At 69.0% G+C, this 23,950-nt stretch carries 22 protein-coding genes; 13 read left to right on the top strand and 9 right to left on the bottom strand.

Annotation, left to right across the window (positions count from 1 at the left end; genetic code table 11):
* Window positions 1–57: 57 nt before the first annotated feature.
* Window positions 58–606 carry an SGNH/GDSL hydrolase family protein gene (locus EUA06_RS05350; RefSeq protein WP_129473989.1) on the bottom strand — a complete coding sequence of 183 codons (549 nt, stop codon included), beginning with the start codon at window positions 604–606 and terminating at the stop codon, window positions 58–60.
* Window positions 607–827: 221 nt separating this feature from the next.
* Here EUA06_RS05350 and EUA06_RS05345 point away from each other — a divergent pair, with 221 nt between their 5' ends.
* Window positions 828–1,460 carry a hypothetical protein gene (locus EUA06_RS05345; protein WP_129473988.1) on the top strand — a complete coding sequence of 211 codons (633 nt, stop codon included), beginning with the start codon at window positions 828–830 and terminating at the stop codon, window positions 1,458–1,460.
* A gap of 7 nt (window positions 1,461–1,467) precedes the next feature.
* On the opposite strand, the gene EUA06_RS05340 is transcribed toward EUA06_RS05345, so the two are convergent.
* The 3 genes from EUA06_RS05340 to EUA06_RS05330 form a co-directional block, all read right to left on the bottom strand.
* Window positions 1,468–2,814, bottom strand: coding sequence for an MFS transporter (locus EUA06_RS05340; RefSeq protein WP_129473987.1), 1,347 nt, complete (start codon window positions 2,812–2,814; stop codon window positions 1,468–1,470).
* Window positions 2,815–2,906: 92 nt separating this feature from the next.
* The gene (locus EUA06_RS05335) at window positions 2,907–3,710 is read right to left on the bottom strand and encodes a hypothetical protein (protein WP_129473986.1); all 804 of its coding nucleotides are present in this window, start codon (window positions 3,708–3,710) and stop codon (window positions 2,907–2,909) included.
* Between the two features lie 161 nt (window positions 3,711–3,871).
* Entirely contained in the window at window positions 3,872–4,966 is a 1,095-nt protein-coding gene (locus tag EUA06_RS05330) for an acyltransferase family protein (RefSeq protein ID WP_129473985.1), read from the bottom strand.
* A 250-nt stretch (window positions 4,967–5,216) separates the two neighbouring features.
* On the opposite strand from EUA06_RS05330, the gene EUA06_RS05325 reads away from it, so the two are divergent.
* The 4 genes from EUA06_RS05325 to EUA06_RS05310 are packed head-to-tail and all read left to right on the top strand — an operon-like array spanning window position 5,217 to window position 10,317.
* On the top strand, window positions 5,217–6,221 hold the full coding sequence (locus EUA06_RS05325) for a TlpA family protein disulfide reductase (protein WP_129473984.1): 1,005 nt from the start codon (window positions 5,217–5,219) through the stop codon (window positions 6,219–6,221).
* Window positions 6,222–6,243: 22 nt separating this feature from the next.
* Window positions 6,244–8,088 carry a glycosyltransferase family 2 protein gene (locus EUA06_RS05320; RefSeq protein ID WP_129473983.1) on the top strand — a complete coding sequence of 615 codons (1,845 nt, stop codon included), beginning with the start codon at window positions 6,244–6,246 and terminating at the stop codon, window positions 8,086–8,088.
* A gap of 10 nt (window positions 8,089–8,098) precedes the next feature.
* Window positions 8,099–9,226, top strand: coding sequence for a glycosyltransferase (locus EUA06_RS05315; protein ID WP_165354272.1), 1,128 nt, complete (start codon window positions 8,099–8,101; stop codon window positions 9,224–9,226).
* 5 nt (window positions 9,227–9,231) lie between these two features.
* Window positions 9,232–10,317: a glycosyltransferase family 4 protein gene (locus tag EUA06_RS05310; protein ID WP_242498018.1), complete on the top strand. Its 1,086-nt coding sequence runs from the start codon at window positions 9,232–9,234 to the stop codon at window positions 10,315–10,317.
* A gap of 3 nt (window positions 10,318–10,320) precedes the next feature.
* Here the strand turns inward: EUA06_RS05310 and EUA06_RS05305 are convergent, their stop codons facing one another.
* The gene (locus tag EUA06_RS05305) at window positions 10,321–11,529 is read right to left on the bottom strand and encodes a glycosyltransferase (RefSeq protein ID WP_129473980.1); all 1,209 of its coding nucleotides are present in this window, start codon (window positions 11,527–11,529) and stop codon (window positions 10,321–10,323) included.
* A 77-nt stretch (window positions 11,530–11,606) separates the two neighbouring features.
* Between EUA06_RS05305 and EUA06_RS05300 the strand changes: the two genes are divergently transcribed.
* Genes EUA06_RS05300 through EUA06_RS05280 form a run of 5 tightly spaced genes read left to right on the top strand, consistent with a single transcriptional unit; the run spans window position 11,607 to window position 15,581 of the window.
* Window positions 11,607–12,227, top strand: coding sequence for a PIG-L deacetylase family protein (locus EUA06_RS05300; RefSeq protein ID WP_129473979.1), 621 nt, complete (start codon window positions 11,607–11,609; stop codon window positions 12,225–12,227).
* Complete coding sequence (locus EUA06_RS05295; protein ID WP_129473978.1) at window positions 12,224–12,880, top strand: WbqC family protein; 657 nt, start codon at window positions 12,224–12,226, stop codon at window positions 12,878–12,880. Before EUA06_RS05300 ends, EUA06_RS05295 begins: the two co-directional genes overlap by 4 nt.
* Window positions 12,877–13,746, top strand: coding sequence for a glycosyltransferase family 32 protein (locus EUA06_RS05290; protein WP_129473977.1), 870 nt, complete (start codon window positions 12,877–12,879; stop codon window positions 13,744–13,746). The genes EUA06_RS05295 and EUA06_RS05290 overlap by 4 nt, the downstream gene beginning before the upstream one ends.
* A 28-nt stretch (window positions 13,747–13,774) precedes the next feature.
* The gene (locus EUA06_RS05285) at window positions 13,775–14,626 is read left to right on the top strand and encodes a glycosyltransferase (protein ID WP_129473976.1); all 852 of its coding nucleotides are present in this window, start codon (window positions 13,775–13,777) and stop codon (window positions 14,624–14,626) included.
* Between the two features lie 31 nt (window positions 14,627–14,657).
* Window positions 14,658–15,581 (top strand): glycosyltransferase, encoded by a 924-nt coding sequence (locus EUA06_RS05280; protein WP_129473975.1) that lies wholly within the window; start codon window positions 14,658–14,660, stop codon window positions 15,579–15,581.
* Window positions 15,582–15,611: 30 nt separating this feature from the next.
* Here EUA06_RS05280 and EUA06_RS05275 read toward each other — a convergent pair whose 3' ends face one another.
* Window positions 15,612–16,550 carry an alpha-1,2-fucosyltransferase gene (locus EUA06_RS05275; protein ID WP_129473974.1) on the bottom strand — a complete coding sequence of 313 codons (939 nt, stop codon included), beginning with the start codon at window positions 16,548–16,550 and terminating at the stop codon, window positions 15,612–15,614.
* Window positions 16,547–17,632 carry a glycosyltransferase gene (locus EUA06_RS05270; RefSeq protein ID WP_129473973.1) on the bottom strand — a complete coding sequence of 362 codons (1,086 nt, stop codon included), beginning with the start codon at window positions 17,630–17,632 and terminating at the stop codon, window positions 16,547–16,549. The genes EUA06_RS05275 and EUA06_RS05270 overlap by 4 nt, the downstream gene beginning before the upstream one ends.
* Before the next feature lie 136 nt (window positions 17,633–17,768).
* Between EUA06_RS05270 and EUA06_RS05265 the strand changes: the two genes are divergently transcribed.
* Both EUA06_RS05265 and EUA06_RS05260 read left to right on the top strand, forming a co-directional pair.
* Window positions 17,769–19,628 carry an ABC transporter ATP-binding protein gene (locus EUA06_RS05265; RefSeq protein ID WP_129473972.1) on the top strand — a complete coding sequence of 620 codons (1,860 nt, stop codon included), beginning with the start codon at window positions 17,769–17,771 and terminating at the stop codon, window positions 19,626–19,628.
* A gap of 29 nt (window positions 19,629–19,657) precedes the next feature.
* Window positions 19,658–20,569, top strand: a complete 912-nt coding sequence (locus EUA06_RS05260) for a glycosyltransferase family 2 protein (protein ID WP_165354271.1) — start codon at window positions 19,658–19,660, stop codon at window positions 20,567–20,569.
* On the opposite strand, the gene EUA06_RS05255 is transcribed toward EUA06_RS05260, so the two are convergent.
* Entirely contained in the window at window positions 20,570–21,556 is a 987-nt protein-coding gene (locus EUA06_RS05255; protein ID WP_165354270.1) for a glycosyltransferase family 17 protein, read from the bottom strand.
* A gap of 182 nt (window positions 21,557–21,738) precedes the next feature.
* Window positions 21,739–22,728, bottom strand: a complete 990-nt coding sequence (locus tag EUA06_RS05250) for a glycosyltransferase family 17 protein (RefSeq protein ID WP_129473969.1) — start codon at window positions 22,726–22,728, stop codon at window positions 21,739–21,741.
* Between the two features lie 89 nt (window positions 22,729–22,817).
* Here EUA06_RS05250 and EUA06_RS05245 point away from each other — a divergent pair, with 89 nt between their 5' ends.
* Window positions 22,818–23,885 carry an acyltransferase family protein gene (locus EUA06_RS05245; RefSeq protein ID WP_165354269.1) on the top strand — a complete coding sequence of 356 codons (1,068 nt, stop codon included), beginning with the start codon at window positions 22,818–22,820 and terminating at the stop codon, window positions 23,883–23,885.
* Window positions 23,886–23,950 lie beyond the last annotated feature (65 nt).

Raw genomic sequence — 23,950 nt, 5'->3', positions numbered from 1 at the left:
CACGCAACAGCCCGGCTCCGCGATGCGGAGCCGGGCTGAGTGCGTGTCTGACGTGGATCAGGCCGGGTGGACGTGCTTGCTGCCGGATCCCCAGTTGAGCGGGCCGACGGTCTGCGGGACGAAGGTCGTCGAACCGACGTACTTGATCTGCGCCGTCGCCTGGACCGTGCCGGCCGCGTTGTCGCCACCGGCGAAGTCGGTGTGCAGGCGGTACGTGGAGTTGGCTGGGATGTCGTTGAGATGCGTTGCGGTCAGCGTGGACGTCGGCACCGTGATGGCCGGGTATGTCCACGTGGTGTCCCGCGCCCCGGTCGTCGCTGCGTAGCCGTAGATCTCGAACGACTCGAACGGTCCGCCACTCGTTGGCGTGTAGGTGAAGGTGATCCGGATCTCGTCGATGGCCACCGGGCCGTTGGTGAACTGGAGGTCCCACGAGACGTGCTTCTCGTTGCCGTTGCTCCACTTCTCGGCAGTGCCGACCACGCCGGTGAAACCGGTGGTCGCGGTCGAAGCAGCGAAGGCCGGCGCCGTGGCCGCGAGGGCCACGACGGGGACGCTCCAGGCGGCGCTGCGCACGAGGGTGCGCCGCGTAGGTCGAGCGGACATGGCAGTACTCATTGGCGATTCTCCCTTTGATCTCCCCCACAGGAGAATTGGTCAAGTCTTCGACGAGACTAGGGAGTAACAAGATTCGCAACGGCCAAGCGATATCCACAGGAGATCAACACCTTGACTGGTCTAGAACACCGGAAATCGTTGTCGACACCGCCCCGGTATCGTCGATTCCTGTGTCCTTGCCACGAAATCCTGCGGACGGTGCCGCGTCGGTGAGCGTCGGTGAGCAGCTCGCTGCGTGGCTCGAGAGCCTCGGCCTCTCCGACCAGCTCGCTGCCGCTGGCCTGCCGACATTCGAGCGTGATGATGACGGGCATGCGCGCTGGCTCGACCCCGCGACCGGCGAACCGCTGTCCGACGAGCGGCTCGCCGAGCTCGACGCGGTGCTCCGGTCCGTCGGTGACGACCCGACCCACGCCGTCCCGGTGGAGCTCGTCCGGCTCCGTCGCGAGAGCCGGGCGCGGTCGGCGCTCCTCGCCGACGGCTGGGTCGACTACGCCGCGGTCGGCCGACTGCGCGGGGTCTCGGAGAACGCCGCACGCTTCGCGCTCCACAAGGCCGCGGAGCGCCGGGCCGTCCTCCTCGTGCCGCACGACGGCGCCACCCTCGTCCCGACCTTCCAGCTCGATCCGCAGGGACAGGTCCGCGACGAGCTGCTGAGCGTCCTCGAGCCGCTGATGGCCGCCGGGGTCGATCCGTGGCGCGCCTGGATCTGGCTCACCTCGCCCGCCGCGCTCCTGGCCGGCGCCGTGCCGCACGAGGCCGCGCGCGACCCGGAGGAGCAACCGCTCGTCCAGCGGGCCGCGGTGGCACTGGCCGAGCGCGCGCGGGCGGCAGCGCGCTGACCTCGGGTCAGGGTCGTCCGCGGCGCAGGGTCGGCGCGAGCACGACGAGTCCCAGCAGCGGCAGCACCGCGAGCACCAGTAGTGCCACAGGCATGCCGAGGGGGCCGCTGATGCCGGCCACGACGGCCGAGCCGATGCTCCCGCCGACCAGGAAGAGCAGGGTCGACACCCCGAGCGCCACCCCGCGGACCTCGGGCCGGACGGCGTCGCCGACCACGGCGCTCAGGGCCGGCTGACCCAGACCGAAGGCGATCGTCACGAGGACGATGCCGACCACCAGGACCGGCGCATTAACGAGCCAGGCGCCGAGCGTGGCGACCAGCAGCGCGACGGAGGCAACCACGGCGGCGATCGCCAGTGCCCGCGCGGGGCCGACGCGGATCAGAAGGGGACCGGTGAATTGTGGGACGACCAGCGCGACCACGGCGCTCGGCACCATCGCCAGGCCGACCTGCCAGGCCTCCCAGCCGTCGGACAGCAGCACGGCGGGCAGGGCGATGAGCATGGCGAACCACGATGCCGGGACCGCCGAGGCGGCGACGGCGCTGCGCACCACCGTCGCGTTGCGGATCACCTCGGCGGGCAGGAAGCCGTCGGGGCGTCGGCGTACGGTCGCGCGGACGGCAGGGACGCCGAGGACGAGGAGCGCGGCTCCGACGGCCGCGACGACCAGACCGCCCGACGGCGACTGCACCAGCAGCACCATCCCGGCGGCCGTCAGCGCCACGAGGATCGCACCGACGATGTCCAGCCGCGCGCCACTGCCATCGGTGGACAGGGCGCGCCAGAGGAACGGGACGACGAGGGCGCCGAGGATGGGGAGCGCCATCACGGCACGCCAGCCGAACGATGCCTCGACCACGCCGCCGATCAGCGGACCGAGACAGCTCACCGCTGCCGCGACGCCCGCCAGTCGACCGAACGCCAGCCCTCGGATCTCGCCGCTGTAGCGCGCGGACAGGATGGCGACCCCCAGCGTCGGCACTGCGGCGGCTCCGGCGCCCTGCAGCACCCGCGCGCCGAGCAGCACCTCGAAGGTCGGTGCGACGGCCGCGACCAGCGCGCCCACCGACATCAGCACGAGGCCGGCCAGCAGAGGCGCACGGACGCCGACCAGGTCGGAGATCCGCCCGTAGAGGGCCGTGGTCACCGCGAGCATCAGGACGTAGAGGCTGATGATCCACGCGGCGAGACCAGCGCTCACGCCCAGGTCGGGACCGAGCAGCGGCAGCGTCACGGCCGCGCTCGACGAACCCATCCCGGCGAGGCCGAACAACAGGCCCAGGAGCATCGAGATGCGTCGGGAGTCGTCAGGCGCCTGGGTCTGGGCGGGTGGCTCGGCGGTCGAGGTCATCGAAGCCGAAACCGTGTGAGCGCGCTGAGCATTCCCGGTGGAGCTGACTGCCTACGTCGCGGACAGCAGAACCGCTGTCGTTCACCCGACTGTCAGCAGCCGCGCGCGTTGAAGGTGAAGTCGCTCAGCAGGATGCCCTGCGGCCCAGGCGTCGACGTGCTCCAGTAGAGGAGGTCGAACGACGTGAAGCTCGGCCCGCCGGCATAGTTCACGGTGACCACTCCCGCGCCGCTGGTGTCGTCGAGCCCCGTGGTATTGAGGCCGGTGTAGCGGAAGGCCCCTGAGTTCGCGGTGATGAGCAACGGGTCAGCCGTGTAGGCACCGATCCCTGACACGGTCCCAAGGGCTCGTGTGAAGCCGGTCGGCAATGGATTGAAGCTGACCCGGTCCCAGAAATTGGTGGCACGGTCCAGGTCGACCACCGAGAACGACACGTTGGACACGGGCCGCCCGAAGGTGACCCTGATGGTCTGCGTGTTGGCGAGGCCTCCGACGTTGGTGCTGCGGATGGCAACGCCCTGCTGCGACGGCGTGAGGCCGCCGATCCCGGTCGTGCCGAGGACGTTCAGGTTCTGGTCGAAGCGGGTGGTGGTTCCTTGGAGCGTGCTCTCCAGGGTCACCGAGATGCCCAGCGCGCCCGGAACGCCATTCGCGGTCGGCGTGACAGTCGCCGTGCCTCGATTGGGCTCGGCCGTGAGGTTGGCCGGCGGCGTGTACGGAGTGACTCCCCAGTCCAGCCGGAACGAGTACGTCGTGTCGCACGGGGACGCGGCGTAGGCGGGAGCGGTCGCTGCCATGGCCACCACCGGCAGCGTCCATGCGACACCGCGCACCACCGTGCGTCGCGTTGTGGGGAGCCGCGGCTCGCGGTGGTCGCTGCTGCCTTGCCGTGCCATACCCACTCCGAGATCGAGGAATTGCCGAGTTTTTCCTCAAGTCAGAGTAAAGGAAGTTGATGAAGGGGCGAAACAGACGTTCACCCACCTGGGTGTGCGATAGATGGTCACGCGCGTTACGCGTGATGGTCGCGCTGACACGCCTAGACGAAGAAGGGAGGTCAGGAGACTGAGACCCACCGCCGACGCAGCGGACCCGGCAGACCGAAGACCCACTGCCAGCCCAGTCGATCCGCGGCGACGGCCAAAGCCATCGGCACGAACACCCCGAGGGCCACTCCGACCACGAGGTGCACGGCGAGGGTATCGACGCCGATCTGGAGCAGTGCGATACGTGTGCCGGACGCCACGACGATGTGCGCGAGGAAGATCTCCAGCGATCGACGGCCTACGGCTCCAAAGGCGGCGGACGCGCGCGTCCTAGCGAGCAGACTCGCCCACGCCAGGCAGGCGGCGGTCGCGGCCACACAGGCGACTGTGCCAAGCACGACTCCGGCCACCGTGCGGTCCTCGCCACCCAGGGTGGGCGGGACGACGGTGAACCCGAAGTCCAGTCCCAGCCAGATCGCTGCGCCCATCAGAGCCACGCCCCAGGCGACGGCGAGCGAGCGGAACACTCGCGCGTGACCACTGGCAGTCATCGCGCACCCGGCGAGGAACGGAAGCAGCAGCGCCCATCCCCTCATGAAAATCAGCTCCGGATCCAGCCCCCAGGCGGCCAGCGCAAGCAGGAGCGCACCTCCCAGGGACAGCACGGCGCGAGTGCGACTCGCCCAGGGCTTCACCGCGACAGCGATCACCGTCACGCTCATCAGCCACGGGAGGAACCAGAGCTGGCCCTCGGGCACCCAGAGTCGGAGCACCTCGCTCCAGTGCATCGTCTCGTTGGTGAGGGATCCGGCGAGCGCCTTCGCGGTGCCTTGGACGACGCTCCACAGCAGGTAGAGCCACCCGAACAACAGCAGGCGCTGGGTGACGAAGCCCTTCGCCCCGGCCTTCATGACGCCCCGTTGGACGAAGAGTCCCGACAGGTAGGCGAGGGTCGAGAGCCGGAAGAGGTAGAGGCTGCGCGTGACGTCCTCGACCTGCTGCGAGTCGGCCAGGTGGGCGGCGCCCACTCCGAGCGCGACGTGTCCCAGGACGATCACGGTGATGGTGATCCCCCGCGCGACGTCGATCGACTGATCCCGCTTGTGGGTCGAGGGCGCGGGCGTCGCGCTCGTGAGCGCATCGGCGGGCGCGTCGAGGTGGGACATCGGCTGGCATCCTGACCACCGCCCGAGCCGGCGTGATCACGAAGGGACCGGTCCCCCCCTACGGTCGCGGCAGGTGTACCCGACTACTTAGTCTAACCGCCGACGCCCCTGAATCCTGAGGAGCAGACCCAGCCCAAGCGCTCCACCAGGCTTGCCGGAACGAACGATAGGAACGCTGCGGTCGCGCCTCCTTCGTCCCGCCGGTCTCCACGGGGCACCACCATGGCTGACGCGCCCGTACGATTCGGCCATGTCGTCGGCACCGGTCGCACCTCTTGTCGTCGTGCTCACTCTGTCCGCAGTGCTGCTGACGAGTGGCGTGGCAAAGCTGCGCGACGCGAGGGCGACCCAGGACGCGTTCGTCGCGCTGCGGGTGCCGAGCGTGGTTCCGGCCGGCCCGAGCGCCGCCGCCCTGCCGTGGGTCGAGATCGTGCTCGCGATCCTCCTGCTCGCGTCACCCGCTGCTGTCGCATGGTTGCCGGCGGCGGCCGTCCTGCTCCTGATGCTGGCCTACACCGCGCTGATCGCCCGTGCCCTCCGGTTCGACGAGCCGGTGTCGTGCTCGTGCTTCGGCAGCATCGGCCACCACGAGGTGGGGCCGCAGACCCTCGGCCGCAACGTGCTGCTGTCCGTGCTGGCCGCCCTCGTTCTCTGGTACGTCCTCGATGACGGCTCCGCGCCGGAGGCCTTCGGTGCGCTGGGCGCAGCAGGGTGGTGGGCGCTGCTCGCCACGGCAGCAGCCGTCGCGGTCGCCTTGCTGATCGCCGCTCCGGCATCGCGCGGTTCGGCCACCAGTCCCTCCGGTGCTGACGTCGAACTGCTCGACTACGAGCGCCAGCCGATCCCCTACGGCGTCCTCACCCGGCTCAATGGGAAGTCGTCCACCCTGGCGGAGATCGCCAGCACGCAGGCCCGCTTCCTCTTCTTCCTCAACACGCACTGCGCGTCGTGCCAGCGGATCGCCGCGCAGCTCGACGGATGGGCAGATCGCCTCGACCCGGCCGTAGGGATTCTCGCGGTCTACTTCGACGAGAACGTTGCCGAGCACGCCGGCCACCGCAAGGACCTGGCGACCTGGGAGCCCGAGCTCAACGTGCAACGCGTCCTCGGGATCACCAGCAATCCCTCGGCGGTCCTCCTCGGCGCCGACGGCCTGCTCGCTGGCGGACCAGTCAGGGGCGAGGACAACATCCTCGAGCTCGTTGAGACCGTCTTCGCCGAGCTGGAAGGTGCAGAGGCACCGATCGAGCAGTAGCCCTGCCTCCTAGGATCGAGGTGTGTCCGACCTCGCCGTCTCCGTCGTCGTGCCGACGCGTGGTGGTGCTACTCGACTTCCGGTGTTGCTGGACGCACTCACCACCCAGGTGCTGGACGAGGCATGGGAGGTCGTCTTCATCCTCGACGGCGACGTGGACGGCAGCCGGGCGTTGATCGAGGAGTACGCCGACCGCATCCCGCTCCGCGTGGTCGACACCGATGGTGCGACCGGGGTGGCAGCGGCGTTGGTGACCGGCTATCGCGAGGCCGCAGGGGAGATCGTCCTGCGGTGCGACGACGACCTGACTCCGCCGCCGGGCTTCCTCGCGGGTCACCTGCGGCACCACCGCTCCCGGCCCGCAGGGGCACAACCTCTCGGCGTCATCTCGCTCACGCGCGACGTGTTCCCGGAGACGCCGTACGCCGCGGCCTACGGGAGGCCGGCCAACGAACGCCTGCTCGCCGAGGCGTACGCACGCCCCGAGGACGAGCGCTGGCGGCACTGGGCCGCGTGCAACTCCGTGCCGAAGACCGCCTACGACGCGGTCGGTGGCTTCGACACCACGATGGGCTACCGCGAGGACTCCGAGCTCGGCCTGCGGCTGGCGAGCTCGGGCGTGGAGATCGTCATCGACCGCGCGCTCGAGGTGGAGCACCGCGGACCGGCGACGGACACGGCCAGCAGGGCCGCCCGCGCCTTCACCTCGGGCGCCTCGGCCCTCGACTTCGAGGCGCGCCACCCCGGCACACATCCGACGACCGCCACGGCACGGGACCCGTGGAACCGGGCCGTCGCTTCTACCGCCGCCCGGATCGACTCACGGACCGCTGCGGCCGCGCTCGGGGCGCGCGTCGACGCTGCGCTGCCCCGTCTGCCGCGTCGGGTGCGTGGCAAGGCGGTCGCCTGGGCCGTTGAGGCAGCGGCGGTGGCCGGTCGACGCGTGGGGGACGTCGAATGGGTCAGGGACGCGCCCAGCGACGTCGAATCGGTGAGCGTGGTGGTGCCGCACCACGGCGACCCCGCTCCCACTCTCGCCCTCCTCGACCAGCTCGCCGCCCAGACCCATCCGGTTCAGGTGATCGTCGCCGACGACGCGTCGCCCGACCCCTTCCCCGATCGTCCCGGGGTCGAGGTGGTCCGGAGGACGGCCAACGGCGGCTTCGGTGCCAACGTGAACTCGGGTGTCGGTGCGGCCACCGGCGCCGCGGTCCTGGTGCTCAACAGCGACCTCGTCGTCGAGCCCACCTTCGTGGCCGACATGGTCGCGGCCGCCCGCACACGTCCGAAATCCGTCCTGGCACCGCGGATGATCGACGAGCGCGGACGCGAGGCGTGGGTCGGCCGCGACTTCCCGCGGGTCCGCCACCAGGTCGCCGCGTGGCTGACCCCACTGGCTCGCTTCCGCGAGACGTCCGCCTGGCACCGCGCGGTCGGCCACGACGTGCGCGCGCACCGCGTCGAGGCCGAGGTGGACTGGGTCGTCGGCGCCGCGATGTGGATCCCGACCGCGGAGTTCCGTGCCGTGGGCGGCTTCGACGAGCGGTTCTTCATGAACTCCGAGGAGATCGACCTCCAGCGGCGGCTGCGCGAGCGCGGCGTGACAGCAGTGGCGCTCCGCTCGCCCACGGTCGTCCACGAGGGTGGTGGCTCGTCGCCGTCTGAGTCTCGGCGCCGTTGGCTCGTCGAGGGCCAACTGCTGTACGCCGACAAGTGGGCCAGCCAGCGCCGTCTCCGAGTCGCGCTCACGCTGGCAACCGGTGCGAACCTCGTCTTCAATGCGGTGCGCCAGCTCGCCGGCACCGACGTTCGGCCCCTGGCTACAGCCCGGCAGGAGATCGACCTGTTGCGTCGCAGCCGCACCTAGACTGCAGCGCGTGTCCGGAACCCTGTGCGTGATCTCGCCCGGACGACTGGCCACCACCCGGGACGGACGCGTCCAGGTCGACCCCAAGACCGCTGCGGGCATGGAGCGCTACGCAACCAGCTGGCCGGGGGACGTGCACTTCGTCGCTCGGGCAGGCGAGGTCGACGAGCGAAGCCAGCCGTTCGACTGGCCACGGCCGCAGGACCTCGCCTTCGACGTTTCCTTCACCGATGACACCGCCACGACCGTCCGTGGCATCGCGCCGCGCACGGTCCTCGCACCTCTCGAGCTGGAGAACGCGGAGCTGCTCGGCCTCGGCTTGCCGTGCGCACTCGTGAGCGACTACCCGCTGCGCGTCAGGTGGGACAACGTGCGGCTGGACCCGCGTCTGTCCTCCGTCGACCGTGCCCGCACGGCCGTCGGCCTCAGCCGTCGGGGCGTCCTCCTCCGCCGCATGATCCGACGTGCGGACGGCCTCCAGTGCAACGGCCTGGACACCTACGCCACCTACGCCGGACTGTCGCGCAGCCCGCTCCTCTACTTCGACACCCGCGTCACCGACGCCCAGGTCGCGTCTGCGGGCGCCGCGGCACCGCCGCCGGCCGACACGCTGCGTCTCGCCTTCTCCGGACGCTGGATCGAGCAGAAGGGCGTGCTCGACGCGGTCCGGGTCACCAAGCAGCTCCACGACGACGGCATCCCTGTCCGACTCTCGCTGCTCGGTGGCGGCCCGCTGGAGGACCAGCTGTGCGCGGACCCGCACCCGGCCGTGCGGGTGCTCGGGCGCCTCGACTTCGCGAGCCAGTGGGTGCCGTTCGTCCGGGACGAGGTCGACCTGATGGTGCTGCCCCACCCGCAGGGCGACTCGGCGTCGACGTTCCTCGAGTCCATGAGTTGTGGAACCCCGGTCGCGGGGTACGACAACCGCTACTGGCGCTCGCTGCAGGCAGAGAGCGGAGGCGGGTGGTTGTCAGCCGCGGCCAGCGCGGACCTGGCCGAGCTGGTTGGGTCGCTCGCCGCTGATCTGACCGAGGTGGCGCGAACGCGCCAGGCCGGGCTCGAATTCGCAGCCGGGCACACGTTCGAGCGGGAGTTCGACCGGCGCGTGCAGCACCTTCTCTCGATCGGAGCCTCCTGACCGTGATGAACGACGACGTCCGTCGCCCTCGCGCCCTCGTGCTGAGCGGACACGACCTCGGCGCGTGGCGGGCGGAGTATGCCCGCGGCGCGGCTCCCGCCGCCCTGCCCTACGAGGTGGACGCCCTTGGTCGGGCCGGGCTGGACATCACGGTCCGCTCCAACATCGACAGCGCGATCGTCGACAGGCTCAGGCGCAAGATCGAGCACCGGACGGAGTACAGCGTGGCGCTGCCACTGCGCGGCATGGTCGCAGCGGGGTCCGCCGACGTCGTCGTCGCGCTCCTCGAGCGCGAGGGTGCCCTGCCCGCCATCCTGAAGCAGCGGCGCGTTCCTCCGTACGCGCGTCGACCACTCGTGATCTGGTCGTGCTGGCTCGCCGACGACCTCCAGTGCGCGACCCCGCAGCGCCGGGAGGAGCTCAGCAGGATCTACCGCGGCGCCGACCTCATCACGCACCTGAGCCGACACGAGGCATCGGTATTCGCCGACGCGGGTTTCCGTGAGGACCAGCTCTTCCCCATCACCTACGGGGTCTCGCACCGCTACTACGTGCCCGGCGACGACTCGGAGCGCGACATTGACCTCCTCGCCGTAGGCCAGGACCGCGGGCGCGACTACGCCACTCTGTTCGACGCCATCGCGGGAACCACCCTGCGCCTGCAGCTCGTGTGCCGACCCGAGAATCTCGCGGGACTGCGGGTCCCCGACAACGTCACCGTCGTCGGCACGGTTCCCCGCGAGGAGTACCGGGCGCTGCTCCGCCGCTCCAAGGTGGTCGCGATCCCCACCCGCGTCCTCACGTACCCCACAGGCTCCAGCGTGGCGCTGGAGGCGTCGTCCAGCGGATGCTGCGTCGTGGCGACTGACACGCCAGCGATGGCGGACTACGTCCAGCACGAGCGCACCGGTCTACTTGTCGCGCCGGGCGACTCGGCTGGCTGGGGTGAGGCGCTCGTCCGACTGCGGGACGACGAGGCGCTGCGCGCTCGACTCGGCTCCGCGGCTCGCACATCGGTCGAGATGACCTTCAATGCCGAGCACATGTGGAGCGAGCTGGCCGACGAGATGCGTCGGCGCGAACTGGTCTGAACCTCACAGCGCCCATGCGGCGGAGACGGACTCCACAAAACGCTCGGCGGAGAACTCCCGCTCCGCCCAGCGCTGTGCGGCCTCGGCGACCGGGATCACTGCGGCCGGGTCCGTGAGCACGCGGACGAGCGCATCGGACAGCGCGACCGGGTCATCGGCGACCTGGACGAACAACTCGTCCGGACCCACGCCCTCAGCCCCCACGTGCGTGCTCACCACCGGCACACCGTGCAGCACCGCCTCGATGGTCTTGAACTTCACCCCGGCGCCCTGCATCACGGGAACCAACGCCACGGCGGCGGCGGCGTACTCCGGCCCGAGATCGTCGACGAAGCCGGCCAGCTCGACCCGGTCCGCCGGGCCCACGGCGTCCTTCAACTGGTCACCTGCTCCGCCTCCCACCAGGCGCAGCCGCGCTCGCGGCACGCGGGCCGACACCGTCGGCCACACGTCGGTGACGGTCCAGATGGCCGCCTTGTCGTTCTCCTGGCGAGCCAGATAGGACACCACCAGCACCGTCCCAGCAGCGGGCGCAGGCGGCACGTGTTCCCGATGGTCGCCGTCGTGCAGTGGTGGACGGACGACCCGGGCGGACTCCGGCGAGCCGAGCAGCACCGCGTCCTTGTCGCTGAAGACCAGTACCTCGTCGAGGGCTCGCACCATCCTCGCCTCGTGGCGACGGGACCGGCCGACCACGCCATGCCAGTAGCGTCGCGCGTCCTCCGTGTCCTGCGGCTCACGGGCGAAGGACTGGGACATCACGTCGTGGAACGTCCCGACGATCCGTGCCCGCGGGTTCATCCGGCGAAGCAGGTGAACGAGGCGGATGGAGTCCGACCACTGGAGGTCGATGACGTCCGCCTCGCGCACCAGTCGGCGTGCCTCAGCGGACCCTGCGAGCCCGACGAGCAGCGGGAGATAGGGAAGCCCGGGGTCACGGCGGCGCAACCGGGCGTCGAGGATCAGCGATGCGCGGTTGGCAGCACGCTCGAGCAGGTTCCGCCCGGCTTCCAGCCCCAACGGGATGGTTCGCTCCGGTGCACCCGGCTTCTCGGCCGCCTCCCGGTTCCCCCGGCTGCCGGGCACCATCACCGTCAGGTCGACGAGTGGGGACATGAGGTCGGAGAGGGCCTTCATGTAGGTGCCACCCGCGTGCGGTACACCGTCGTACCCGATCGTCGTGGCGATCACGACCACTCGAGGCTTGCCCACGGCGGCATTGTGTCAGGGCCCCTCGCCGACGCAGCTGCCTCACTAGACTCCGGGACAATGACCACCGGAGGAGCGCGATGAAGCGGCTGATCCTGGCCCCCCACATGGACGACGAGGCCATGGGCTGCGGCGGCCTGATGGCCAAGCACCCCGACGAGTGCGTGGTCGTCGTGATGACCGATAGCGGCGAGACGCGAGCACGCGAGCACGACGAGGCAATGAAGATCCTCGGCGTCAACGAGTCGCGACGGCTCGGTTTCCCTGACGGCCAGACGCCGCAGCACATGACCGAGATGGTCGGCGCCATCGACGCGATCATGGCCGAGCTCAAGCCCGAGGAGCTCTACCTCCCGTACCCCTCGCTCCACCAGGACCACATCGCGGTCTACGAGGCCGGCATGCGCTCGTGCCGGGTGTCGATGTCGCTCGACCACTGGTTCCCGCCGAGCGTCTACGTCTACGACATCGCGGTCTACGACGTGAACCTCTACCCCACCGACCTGCGGTGGAACGTCTTCGAGGCGCTGACCGAGGAGCAGATCACCGCCAAGGAGGCCGCCTGCCAGGCCTACCAGTCGGAGATCCCCACGGAAGTCCACCCGATCAACAGCGTCCGTCAGATCGCCGGCGCACTCGGGCAGGTGCGCCTCGTGCCGTACGCCGAGCAGTACGCGCTCGTCCGGACGGTTCGCAGGTGAAGGTCGCGATCCACCAGCCCGACCTCCTGCCGTGGCCGGGGTTCTGGTTCAAGATGGTCAACTGCGACCTCTTCGTCCTGGCCGTGCACGACCAGCTCCAGAAGCACTGGGTGCAGCGCCGGGTGATGATGCGCGAGTCGTGGGTCACCCTGCCGCTCGAGACCAAGCCGCACCTGATCCCGATCAACGAGACCTTGGTGAAGCCGGGCTGGCAGGACCACCTCGAGTCCTCGATCACCGGCCGCTACCGCAGCGCCCGGCACTGGAAGGACCGCAGCGCCGACGTCCTGGGGATGATCCACGCAGTCGACTCGCACAACCTCGCCGAGATCAACCACCGGATGATCCTGTCGATGCGCGACTACCTCGGGATCACCACCGAGGTCGTGGTCACCGATCCCCCGCACGCGAAGGCCGCCGACCGCGTGCTCGAGCAGCTCCAGATGGTCGGGGCGACGTCGTACCTGTCCGGGACCGGGGCTAAGGACTACCTGGGCGAGGAGGCGCAGGCGAAGTTCCGGGACGTCGGGATCGGCCTCGAGTTCTCCGACCATCACAAGACGACGGGCGACTCGATCGTCACCGTGCTCATGGACCACGACGACCCGATGGAGATCGTGTCGAAGGCGGCGAAGCCAGGACCTGCGGCGTGACCCGCCGTTCACTGGTGCAGGTCGCCAAGGACGCCAAGCACGCCCAGCTCGTGGCACGGCGTCGTCTTCCCGAGGTGCCGGGGATCCTCCGTGACCGGTCGTACCGCGTGTCCGACCGGATCCGACCCTACGCCTACGGCAACTCAGACTTTCCCGACAGCTTCGTGTCGCACACCCCGAAGGCATCGGACGGGCCGGCACCGGCTGTGCCCCTGCGGATCTTCGTGACCTGGACGGGCGACAACGAGCTCACGCCCAACCGCGCCGCGGCGCTCGACGAGATCCGGGCGATCGCGGCAGGCACCGAGGTCGCGCTCGTGACTCCCGAGTCCCTCCCGACGTGGACGTTGCCCGCGCACCCCTTGCACCCGGCCTACGTCAACCTCTCCCTCGTGCACCGGTCCGACTACCTCCGTGCCTACCTCCTGCACCACCACGGGGGCGCGTACCTGGACATCAAGCGGGGATACGGCGACGTCCGCGCCGGTATGGACGCATTACAGGCAGCGCCCGGCAAGTGGGTCGCGGGATACCGAGAGCTGGGCGCCGACTCCGTCAGCACGGCACCCGGCACGATCCACCGGGCTCTACGCCGACACCATGGTTTGCTGCTCGGGAACGGTGCATTCGCCGCGCGCCCCACAACGGTCTTCACGACCGAGTGGTTGAGCGAGGTCGACCGTCGCATGGACAGATGGGCACCGGGACTGGAGCGCGTGCCCGGGAACGTGCTCGGGAACAACGACGGCTATCCGGTGCCGTGGACTGCTTTGCTGGGCGACGTGTTTCACCCGCTGTGCCTGAAATACGCCGACCGCCTGCTGCACGACGTGCGTTTCCGCCCGTCGTTCGAGGACTACCGATGAGGGCGCCTTGACCGAGACTTCCCCACTGGTGAGCATCGTGATCGCCTGCTACAACACGCCTCCCGCGATGCTGCGGGAAGCGGTCTCCTCCGCTGTCTCCCAGACCTACTCCCCCGTCGAGGTCATCGTCGTCGACGATGGATCGACCGACCCCACCACCCGCGAGGCACTTGATCTGCTGGCCGGCGTCCACCTGATCCGGCAGGACAACCGCGGCGTTGCGTCCGCACGCAATCACGGGATGTCCCAGGCAGCCGGCGATCTCCTGTTGCCGCTCGATGCCGACGACGTGCTCGAGCCCGGCTACCTGGCTGCGACGGTGCCGGTGCTGCGGGGCGACCCCGGACTCGCGATCGTGAGCACCCGGGCGACGTACTTCGGCGAGCGAACCGGCCCTGTGGATCTCCCGGACCCCTCGCTCCCCTGGATGGTCGCGGAGAACAGCATCCACAACACGTCCCTCTTCCGTCGTGCCGACTTCGACCGACTCGGTGGGTACGACGAGGACCTGCGCGGGTTCGAGGACCACGAGTGGTGGCTGCGCCTGTTGCTCGACGGCGGCCGGGCCCGCGTCCTGGACGACGAGCTGTTCCGTTACCGCATCCAGACGTCGTCGCGGAACGCGTCCGTGTCGTCTAGCGCCGACGCGCTCCGGGAGTTGCGCGAGGCGATCGTCCGCAACAACCCCCTACACGCGGCGGCGCTCATGTCGATGGCGTTTGAGTCCCTCGACGTGGCCCTGTGGCGAATGCACGAGGCGGAGGCCCGCGTCGCACACCTCGAGCACCACCTCGGTCCGGTGGTCAAGGCATTCGACCGCAGCCCTCGCCTGCGTGCCGGCATCGACCGCGTGCGGCGGTGGAAGAACCGACGTCACTGACTCGCGGCTGCGCCTCTGAAAGACTCGCTCCGTGGCCGTCCCCGACTCGCACGACGTGACCGTCGTCCTGACCAGCTACAACCATGAACGGTTCCTGGAGGACGCCTTCGCATCCCTGGTCGCCCAGGACCACCCACACATCCGGGTGATCGTCACCGACGACGCCTCGACCGACAGCAGCGTCGATGTGATCGAGCGTCTTCTGCAGCATCACGGGGTCGACGCCCGCAGGATCTTCCACGCGACGAACGAGGGCCTGTGCCAGACCCTGAACGAGGCGCTGGAGCTGGTCGAGACGCCCTACGTCGTCCACCTGTCGGGCGACGACTGGATGGCACCTGACCGTGTCTCAAAGCAGGTGTCGGCCCTGGCAGCCGACCCCGACGCGGCGCTGGTCTACGGCGATGCCTGGATCGCGTCGACTCCCTCGGCCGGCCCGACCGGGCTGTTCAGTGACTTCTTCACCGATGACTGGCGTTCGCACCACGATGGCGAGCTCTTCAAGTCCTTGCTGCGGACGGACTGGATCCCCGCGCCGAGCGTGATGGCGCGGACCGATGCCCTCCGGTCCGTAGGCGGTTACGACGAGTCCCTTCCCGTCGAGGACTACGACATGTGGCTCCGGCTCGCCGCTGCCGGACACCACTTCCTTCTTCTGGAGGAGCCCTTGGTGACGTGGCGACGTTGGGGGAACAGCCAGACCGACGTGCTTCAGCGCACGTCCAAGGTCGAGCAGGACATCCTCGACCTTCGCGTCTGGGGCAAGCACCTCGGCCACTCCCGCGAGATCGACGCATGGCTCGCTCCACGCCTCGCCCACATCGCCATCCAGAGCCTCAAGAGCGGCAGCCGCTCTCCCGTTCTGACTCGAGTCCTCCGGGCCGTCCTCAAGGCCCAGCCATCGTTCACCGCGCTCGGCTACTACGCCGCCGCGCGGTTTCGTCAGGTCAGCTGAGTCGGCGCCGTGCCGACGCCCTGACGCGAGCTAGATGCGGTCGGGCGTCCAGTCGTTGACCGACGGACCGACCACTGCGCCCTCGAGCACCCAGTCGGGCTGGAAGCCGCCAGGGAGCGCGTCGATGAAGTTCCACTCCTGGTCGTACTCGTAGCAACGGCCCGGCCCATAGCGCCGTTGGAAGAAGGCGGGAGCCCATACGCTGGTGTCGCCGCCCAGCGCCGTCGCAGCCGTGGCCGCGCCCCAGATCGAGAAGGTCGAGTTGGAGATGACCAGGCGGCGGGACGAGCTCACGTCCCGGAAGTTGTCGATGGGGCCCTCACCCGGCTTCGGAAACGTGATCTTGCCCGCCGCGTCCGGGAGCCACGTGAGCGTGTCACGGCACCAGTCGACGTCGTCGGAGACCACGTGGATGCGTCGGACCGGGCCGTCCTTCGCCAGCGCCGCCTCGACCGCGAGGCGCAGGTAGGTGGCGACATCGAACGCGAACTCGGTGCGGTACTGCGGATCGCTGTAGTAGTCGCCCCGCCGGACATTGACCGTCAGCACGTCATCAGCGGCGAGGTCGGCGGACGGGTTGACGGTCGCGAGGGCTGGCGACGTGAGCAACCAGTCCCGGATGAAGTCGGCGCGACTCTCGTTGGTGAAGCCACGTGGGTCGCTCGTATGACTGAGGGGGTCCGCCCAGATGTGCTCCCGCTGATCCAGCAGGCGCACGTCGCTGCGCTCGATGAGCCAGGGTGCCGCGGCCGGGAAGTAGGGGATCCAGTAGTGCATACGCGGCATGATGAGCACCCGCGGCGACAGCTCCTCGTGACGCTGGGCGTGCGCCCAGGCCCAGAGGTAGAGGTGATTGCCGAAGCGCATGAACTCGGGTGTCCAGTTGATCATTCGCTGCCCGAATCGCCTGCGCGCGACGCCGAGTCCCGGCGCTGCGATCCGGCGCGCCACCTCCCGGGCGGTGATCATGCGCGCAGCCCTTCGACGCGGTCGAGGGCGCGCCGTCCGGCCCGTCGGACGGAGATCCTCGCTCGACTCCAGCGATCGCCTGCAGCACCGTGAGCCTGGTAGTGGGACAGCGTCGCCGGCGCGGGCAGGAGGGACGCCGAGCCAGGCGCTGTGATCTCCTCGAACGCGGTCCGCAACCGCTCGCGCACCAAGTCGCCGCTGTGCCGTGAGCGCACCCAGTCGTGGCCGCGCCGGGCTCGATCGTCGAACGTCGCGCGATCGTGCTCGAACCAGTGCATGGCCTCGAGCGTACGGTCGCACATGTCCACCACGTCGGAGTCGGCGATGACGGAGGCGTGCTCCGGGAGCATGTACTCCTTGGCTCCGTCGCCGGTGAACCCCACGACGTAGCACCCGGCCGCCATCGCCTCGGCGCCCGGAAGACCCACTCCCTCGCGCTCGGCACCGAAGAGGAAGATTGCTGCCCGCCCAAGCTCGTCGGCCACCTGTTGCTGGGTCATCCCGTCGATCAGCACGATCTCCCAGTCGCCGAGCCGACCCGATCGGCGGACGAGCTGCACCGCACCCAGCAGGTCCTCGCGTCGGCGCCGAGGCATCAGGGCGATCCGCTTCTCCTTGGGTGCCGGCCGGAACCACTCCTCGATCTGGACGGGCACGTCGTGGAGGGGGAATCCGGGGCCGCAGGCGCGTTCGAGGAAGGTGTGGATCGCGTCGGAGACCGCCAACGCCGCAGTGGCCTGGGGCCAGCCCGGGTAGGCCCCGGGCTCGTCAGTCAGGAAGTCCGAGTTCGCGAAGACGAAATCCATGCCCTGGCACAGCATCACGACCGGTTGGCCCTGCGACAGGAAGCTCCACTTGGAGCCCCCAGTCTCCGGCATCACGAGCACGTCGCCGGCGTCGAAGTCGAGCCGCACTCCCGTGTCCACGGGGGCCGTCGATCCCCAGGAGTCGTAGCGGAAACCGGGCGTCCCGTGCCAGACCCGTGCGTCATACCCCAACGCGCACAGGTGCTCGACGTAGCGGTAGATGACCTTGATGCCGCCACTCGGTGTCGGGAGGTCGGGGGCCATGAACCGGATCACGTTCGGAGGGTAGCCAATCCAACCGGCCGCACCCGGTTCTATGGAACGCCCGGGCCCACCTCGGTCCCGCGTGTACCTTTGTCACGGCGCCAGCGAGGTGTCGCCATAGAGGGACGACGACGAAGGACGGTGTGACGTGCCACTGCCTTTGAACCTCGGGCAGAAGGCGTGGAAGTCAGCCGGCCAGCTCCTCAGGGTCCCGCCAGGCACCGGTGTGCTGTTCGGGCCGAAGGCCAGGCGGCGCCTCCTGCTTGCGGTGCTGGGCTCGCTCGTGATGGCCGGCATCGAGGTGGCATCGGTCACCGCGGTCGTCCCCCTCATGCAGCTGGTCACCGGTACTCCACCTGACGAGGGTGCTCCCGGGCGGGTTGCTGACTTACTGGGGATCACCAACGCGACCACCCTCGCCATCGTTCTCGCGGGCACCGTCCTAGGCGGCTTCCTGCTGAAGGGCCTCGTGGGTCTCGCCTTCAGGTGGTGGCTGCTCGGCGTCATGATGCGCCAGCAGGTGGACACGTCACGCGAGATGCTCGAGTACTACCTCACCGGCCCCTACTCCCTGCACAAGGCGCGTCACACGGGCGAGCTCCTGCGCAACTGCACGGATGCCGTCGGCCGTGCCTATGGCTCGGTTGCCATGGGTGGCATCAACGTCGTGACCGAGACCGTGACCGTGACCGCTGTGATCGGGCTGCTCGTGGTCGTAGCTCCCCTGCCCACCATCGGCCTGGTTCTCTACTTCGGGATCGCCGCATACGCGTACGCGCGCATCACCCAACCGAGGCTGGTGGAGTATGGGCGGATCTCGCACGAGGCGCAGGTAGACGTCTTCGGTGCCGCGATCAACGCCCTCGGTGGCGTCAAGGAGATCAAGCTCCGCAGCACCTACGATTTCTTCCTCCACCGGTTCACCAAGGCGCGACTCGATATCGCTCGCGCGGACCGCACCACCATGTTCCTCAACGACCTGCCCAAGCACGTCATGGAAATCATGTTCATCATCGGTCTCGGCGGCCTGGTGGCGACCGTCTTCGCGACGAACGCGACGGACGCCGCGCTCGGCGTGGTGGCGATGTTCGCAGCAGCCGGATACCGCACTCTTCCGAGCGTTGTCAGGTTGATCTCCACCTTCGGCAGCATGCGGAACTCCGACCCGGTGGTCGTTGATGTGGTCCGTGACGTGCTGGCAGCCCGCGAGTCGGCCGCAACGACCGAGAAGCCGGCTCACGCCCTCCCCCTCCAGCAGAAGCTGACGATCGAGAACGTCAGCTTCACCTATCCCGACGGGGACAACTCTGTGCTCAACGACGTCAGCATGACGCTTGAGAACGGGAGGTCCCTCGCCCTTGTGGGCGGAAGCGGTGCGGGCAAGAGCACGCTGGTCGACCTGATCCTCGGCATGCACGAGCCCACACAAGGCACGATCCGGGTCGATGGCGTCGACATCACCGACGACCTTCCCGCCTGGCGTGCCGGCATCGGGCTGGTGCCGCAGGAGGTGTGGTTCACTGACGGCACTCTGCGGGAGAACATCACCTTCGGCGTCGAGGCCAACGACGTCGACCAAGAGTCGCTGCGCGCAGCCGTCACCCAGGCCGACCTCGACGAGTTCGTCGCCAGCCTCCCCGACGGGCTCGAGACCAGTATGGGAGAGCGAGGCGCCCGGCTGTCGGGGGGACAACGGCAACGGATCGGGATCGCCCGTGCTCTCTATGCGAAGCCCCAGCTGCTCGTGCTCGACGAGGCGACCTCGGCTCTCGACAACATCACCGAGCGCCGCGTGACCGACACCATTCAGCGGCTCTCCGGATCGCTCTCGATGATCATCGTCGCGCACCGGCTCTCGACCGTCCGGATGTGCGACCAGCTCGTGTTCCTCAGGCACGGCCGGGTCGCAGCTGTCGGCACGTTCGACGAGGTCGCACGCGCCGATGCCGAGTTCGCCCGCATGGTCGAGCTGGGCTCTCTCGCTCCTTTGGAGAGCGCCTCCTCGTGAGCCGTGGCGCCGCAGACGCGTCGCCCCTTGTGAGCGTCGTCATCCCGCACTACGGCGATCCTCGTCACGCCTTGGCTCTCGTTGACGACCTTCGCCATCAGAGCCCGTCCGTCACTCGGCAAATCATCGTCGTCGACGACCACTCACCGACGCCCTTCCCTGAGACCGTGGGGGTGGAGGTCATCCACCGTGAGCACAACGGCGGCTTTGGGGCCGCGGTCAACACCGGTGCCGCCAAGGCCTCCGGGGACTGGTTGTTGATCGCGAACAGCGACGTTCGGATCGGACCGACGCTGCTGGCGCAGCTCATCGAGCAGGCCCAACCACTTATGCCTGCAGTCGTCGGACCCGCATCGGCCGACGAGCAGGGGCGTCCCGAGCACACCGGCCGTCGCTTCCCGACGGCGCGGCACCTCGCCGTGACGACCGCACTACCCCTCCAACGCTTCAACCGGTCGCAATGGATGCTCAGGCTGGCCGGCTACGTGCTACCCCGCGGAGAGCGGCCCCAACGCGTCGACTGGCTCCAGGGTTCGCTCCTCGTTCTTCCGCGCGAGGTCTTCGCCGCCGCCGGGGGGTTCGACGAGGGCTACTACATGTATTCGGAGGAGGTCGACCTCCAACGGCGGCTCGGCGACCGCGGCGTGCCAGCCTGGCTACTTCCCGACCTGACCGTTACGCACACCGGTGGCGCCTCGACCATCGGCATCGTCGACGTCGGCGAACGGATGATCCGGTCGCGCCTTCTTTACGCGAGAAAGTTCGGGGGCGAGCGGGCGGCGAGGGGCACGCTCATGGCGGTCGCCGTGCTGAACCTCGTGTGCCGCTTGATGCTGCGAGCAACGGGGCGCGCGTCGGCCCCGCGACTCGCCTGGCACCGCGAGTGGCGGCGTGCCCGTCTGGCACCGTCGACGGCCATGGCGGCAAACCGAGGCGGCTAATCAGCGCGGTTGGCGCAGCAGCCTCCGCTTGAACGGGCCTAGCTGTGACCGGATCACCCGCTTGGTGGCCGGCTCCCGCAACACGGAGGGCCCACCCACGCGCTCCAGCCGCCCGAGGTGCTGCTCGCGCATAGCGTCGTCGATGGCGGCCGCGTTGATGCGCCGCCAGATTGCGTTGGGCGGCCGTCGCTCGTCGAACCACTCCGGGCGCCGGGCGTACAGCCATCGATGGAGGTCGCTCCACTCCGGCGAGGCCAGCACCGTCAGCAACCCGCCGCCGGGAAGTCGCGAGCGCCCGAAGTGATCGAGCACAAGGGCGTCCGAGACCGTCAGGAGGTGATCGGCCGCATCTTTGGCAAAGACGAACTCGGAGTGGCTGAAGGCCGCGAGCTTCGACGCCAGCCGGTCGGCAGTGAATCCCAGGTAGCTGAAGTGACCCCCTCGTTCACCTGCCAAGTCCGGGAACGACGCCTCGCCCTCCGGCCAGCGGAAGCTCGTGAAGTTGGCCGGGAGGGTGCTCACCGGCGTCGCGCGCGCCACGCTGATCGGACTCTCGCACTCAAGGCGCCAGTTCGCGCGACGGTAGAAGGTGTCGAGCGGGACGGAGTGCGGCGTGTCGATTACCTTCATGGCACGGATCTGCGTCTCACTCGGAAGCTCGTCCAGGTCGGAGAAATACACGATGGTCCTCGGGTCTAGCTCGGCGACCGCCTGCCGGAGGGAGTCGCGCGCGATCTCCTCACGCTTCCACTCGACGCGGTCGGCCGACCCTCCGTAGGTGATGACGGTGAGCTGCCCCGCGAACTCCTCGAACATGTCGAGGTTCTCCGACAGGTGCATCGGCTTCAGGTGCCCGGTGTAGGTCTCCGCCGACTCGGCCACGTAGAAGTGGTCGACATGAGGTGCCAGCCACCGCATGCGGAGCAGCAGTAGGTCCAGTTCGTCGTTGATCAGCGTGGCGTCGACGAAAGGGCGGCGGGTCGTCACAACTCCGACCCTAGACGGGACCACCGGTCTTGGCACGCAAGCCTGCGTCCATTCACCTCACTGCGGTGGCGAGGGGGCAGCCGGCTGATCGATGACATGAAATCGCTGAGCGACCGTGCCGATAGCCCTGCGCGGTGCGCGTTGGCACGCGTCAAGTCCAACCGCGGGTCATCCCGTCGCCGTCACTCGCGAGAGGCACCGCGGCGATGACGTATCCGGCCAGCTATCCGGCGTGCTCGTATGCGAATGGCGTGATAAGCCGCAGGATGCCGCAGGGTGCTGCGCGTCCCCAATCGGCCCAGCAGGGTGGCGTCCTGAGTTTGCATGGCGGCATCGATGACAGCAGCGTTCATCTCCCGCCACATCTGAGTGGCGCGCGGACGCGGGGCGAACCACTCGGGCCGGCGCGCTCGCAGCCAACGGTGGAGCTCGCGCTCATGACGTTCGCGCCCCACCTGCAGGACTCCCCAGCCGGGGAGGTCACATCGCCCAAAATGATCGAGCGCGAGGCTGTCAGACACCTCCAGCACGCGAGCGGCGGCCGAAGCGGCGAATTGATACTCGGTGTGGCTGAAGGCCATGAGCTTGTCGGCGAGCTCTTCTGGGCCGAATCCCATGAAGGACAGGTGAGCTCCAGGTTCACCGCCGATTGACCCGGCATCGACGCCAGCCCTGACCTCATGCAAGTCAGGCGGGATCTGTCCGACAGGCACGGCAGCCATCCTCACCCACGGCGTGTTGCTCTCGATGAGCCAGTTGGCCCGCCGATAGAACGTTTCCAGCGGGACGATCACCAGCGACTCGACGTCCCGAAGATTGGCGAGCTGCGACCTGCTGGGAAACTCGTCCACGTCGCCCAAGAGCGCGATGGCATCCGTCGGCATTGCTGCTAGCTCCGAACGGATCGCAGCGCGCGACAGCTTCTCGCGATCCCATGCTGTCGCAGCGTCGCCCGCGTCGTAGGTCGCGATTGTCAGCCGGTCCGCGACGTCTGCGAAGGACTCCATGTTCTCCGTCAGGTGGAGCGGTTTCGCCTGCCCGGTGAAAGTTCGCGGCGATTCGACGACAATGAAGTGATCGACGTGGTCGGCCAGGTAGTCGATCCGAAGCCGCAGCAGGTCCAACTCGTTGTTGAACGGAAATGCGTCTACGACCATTGGGCGCTGAGTCACCCGCGCAGCCTAGGGCGACGCCCGCAGCAGCGCCCACGACCATCGTCGAAGTCGACCTCCACCGCGCGGTCCTCACCTACTGTGACGGCGTGGACACCGGGGCCGACCTCCGCCGACTGACGAGCCTGCGTGCCTTCGCCGCTCTGGCGGTATTCCTGCACCACTGCGGCAACGAGAACAACTGGCTCATCTGGGACCGATACGTCCGCTACGGCAGCGCCGGCGTCGCGTTCTTCTTCGTCCTTTCCGGCTTCGTGCTCACCTGGGCGTGGCGACCCGGGGACGAAACCCGCCTGTTCTACGTGCGCCGGTTCGCGCGTATCTGGCCGGCCCACGTCGTCGCGCTCGCGACCGGCGTCGTCGCCTTCGCCCCGACCGATCCGCGCATCACGTGGGAGAGCGTCGTCGCCAACCTGTTGCTGCTCCAGGCGTGGGCACCACCGCCACTTAACACGTTGAACGGGGTCTCGTGGTCGTTGAGCGTCGAGGCCTTCTTCTATGCAGTCGCCCCCCTGATCATCGTCGCGAGCCACCGCGTCGAGCGCCATCGGTTCATGTGGGGCGCAGGCGCTCTCATCGGACTCACCCTCGCGGTCCGGCTCGTCTGGTCACTCGTGGAGAGAAACCCCGAGGGCGGGATCAACTACTACCTCTACGAGCAGCCCGCACTGCGGCTGAGCGAATTCGTCGCCGGGGTCGTCATCGCCGTCCTGGTGCGCGACGGTTGGCGTCCGCGGTTCCCGGTGCCGGCAGCCATCGCCGCAGCTGGCGTCGTCGTGCTGGCGATCAGCGTTCCCGATGGCAGCCTTCCGGGTGCCATCCCGGAGGTGATCCTGCTGCCCGCATTCGCCCTCCTGATCGCCGCCGCGGCGGGAGCCGACCTCCGCGGGACGCCGGGACTGCTGCAGCACCGGGCGCTGGTCTACGCGGGCGAACTGTCCTTCGCTTTCTACCTCCTCCACGGCCAAGTCCTTTTCACCGTCGAGCAGTACGTCACCCTCTTCCCGAGCAAGCCGGTGGGAGCGCTCTACACGCTCGGCACGTTCCTCCTCGCCGGTCTGGCGGCGGCAGCCCTCCACCACCTCGTCGAGAAGCCCGCCCAGCGCCGCATCGTCCGCGCAGCGCGCACGCGACTCCCCGTGCCTTCCCTGCGCTGAGCCCCGGCCCGCATCACTAGGCTGTCGTCGTGGCGCACTCACTCTCCGTCGTCCTCGCGGCGGCC

This window comes from Nocardioides glacieisoli (assembly GCF_004137245.1).
Taxonomy (GTDB): Bacteria; Actinomycetota; Actinomycetes; order Propionibacteriales; family Nocardioidaceae; genus Nocardioides; species Nocardioides glacieisoli.
Note: the sequence above shows the minus strand (reverse complement) of the source record. Positions and strands in the feature narration are given on the sequence as shown.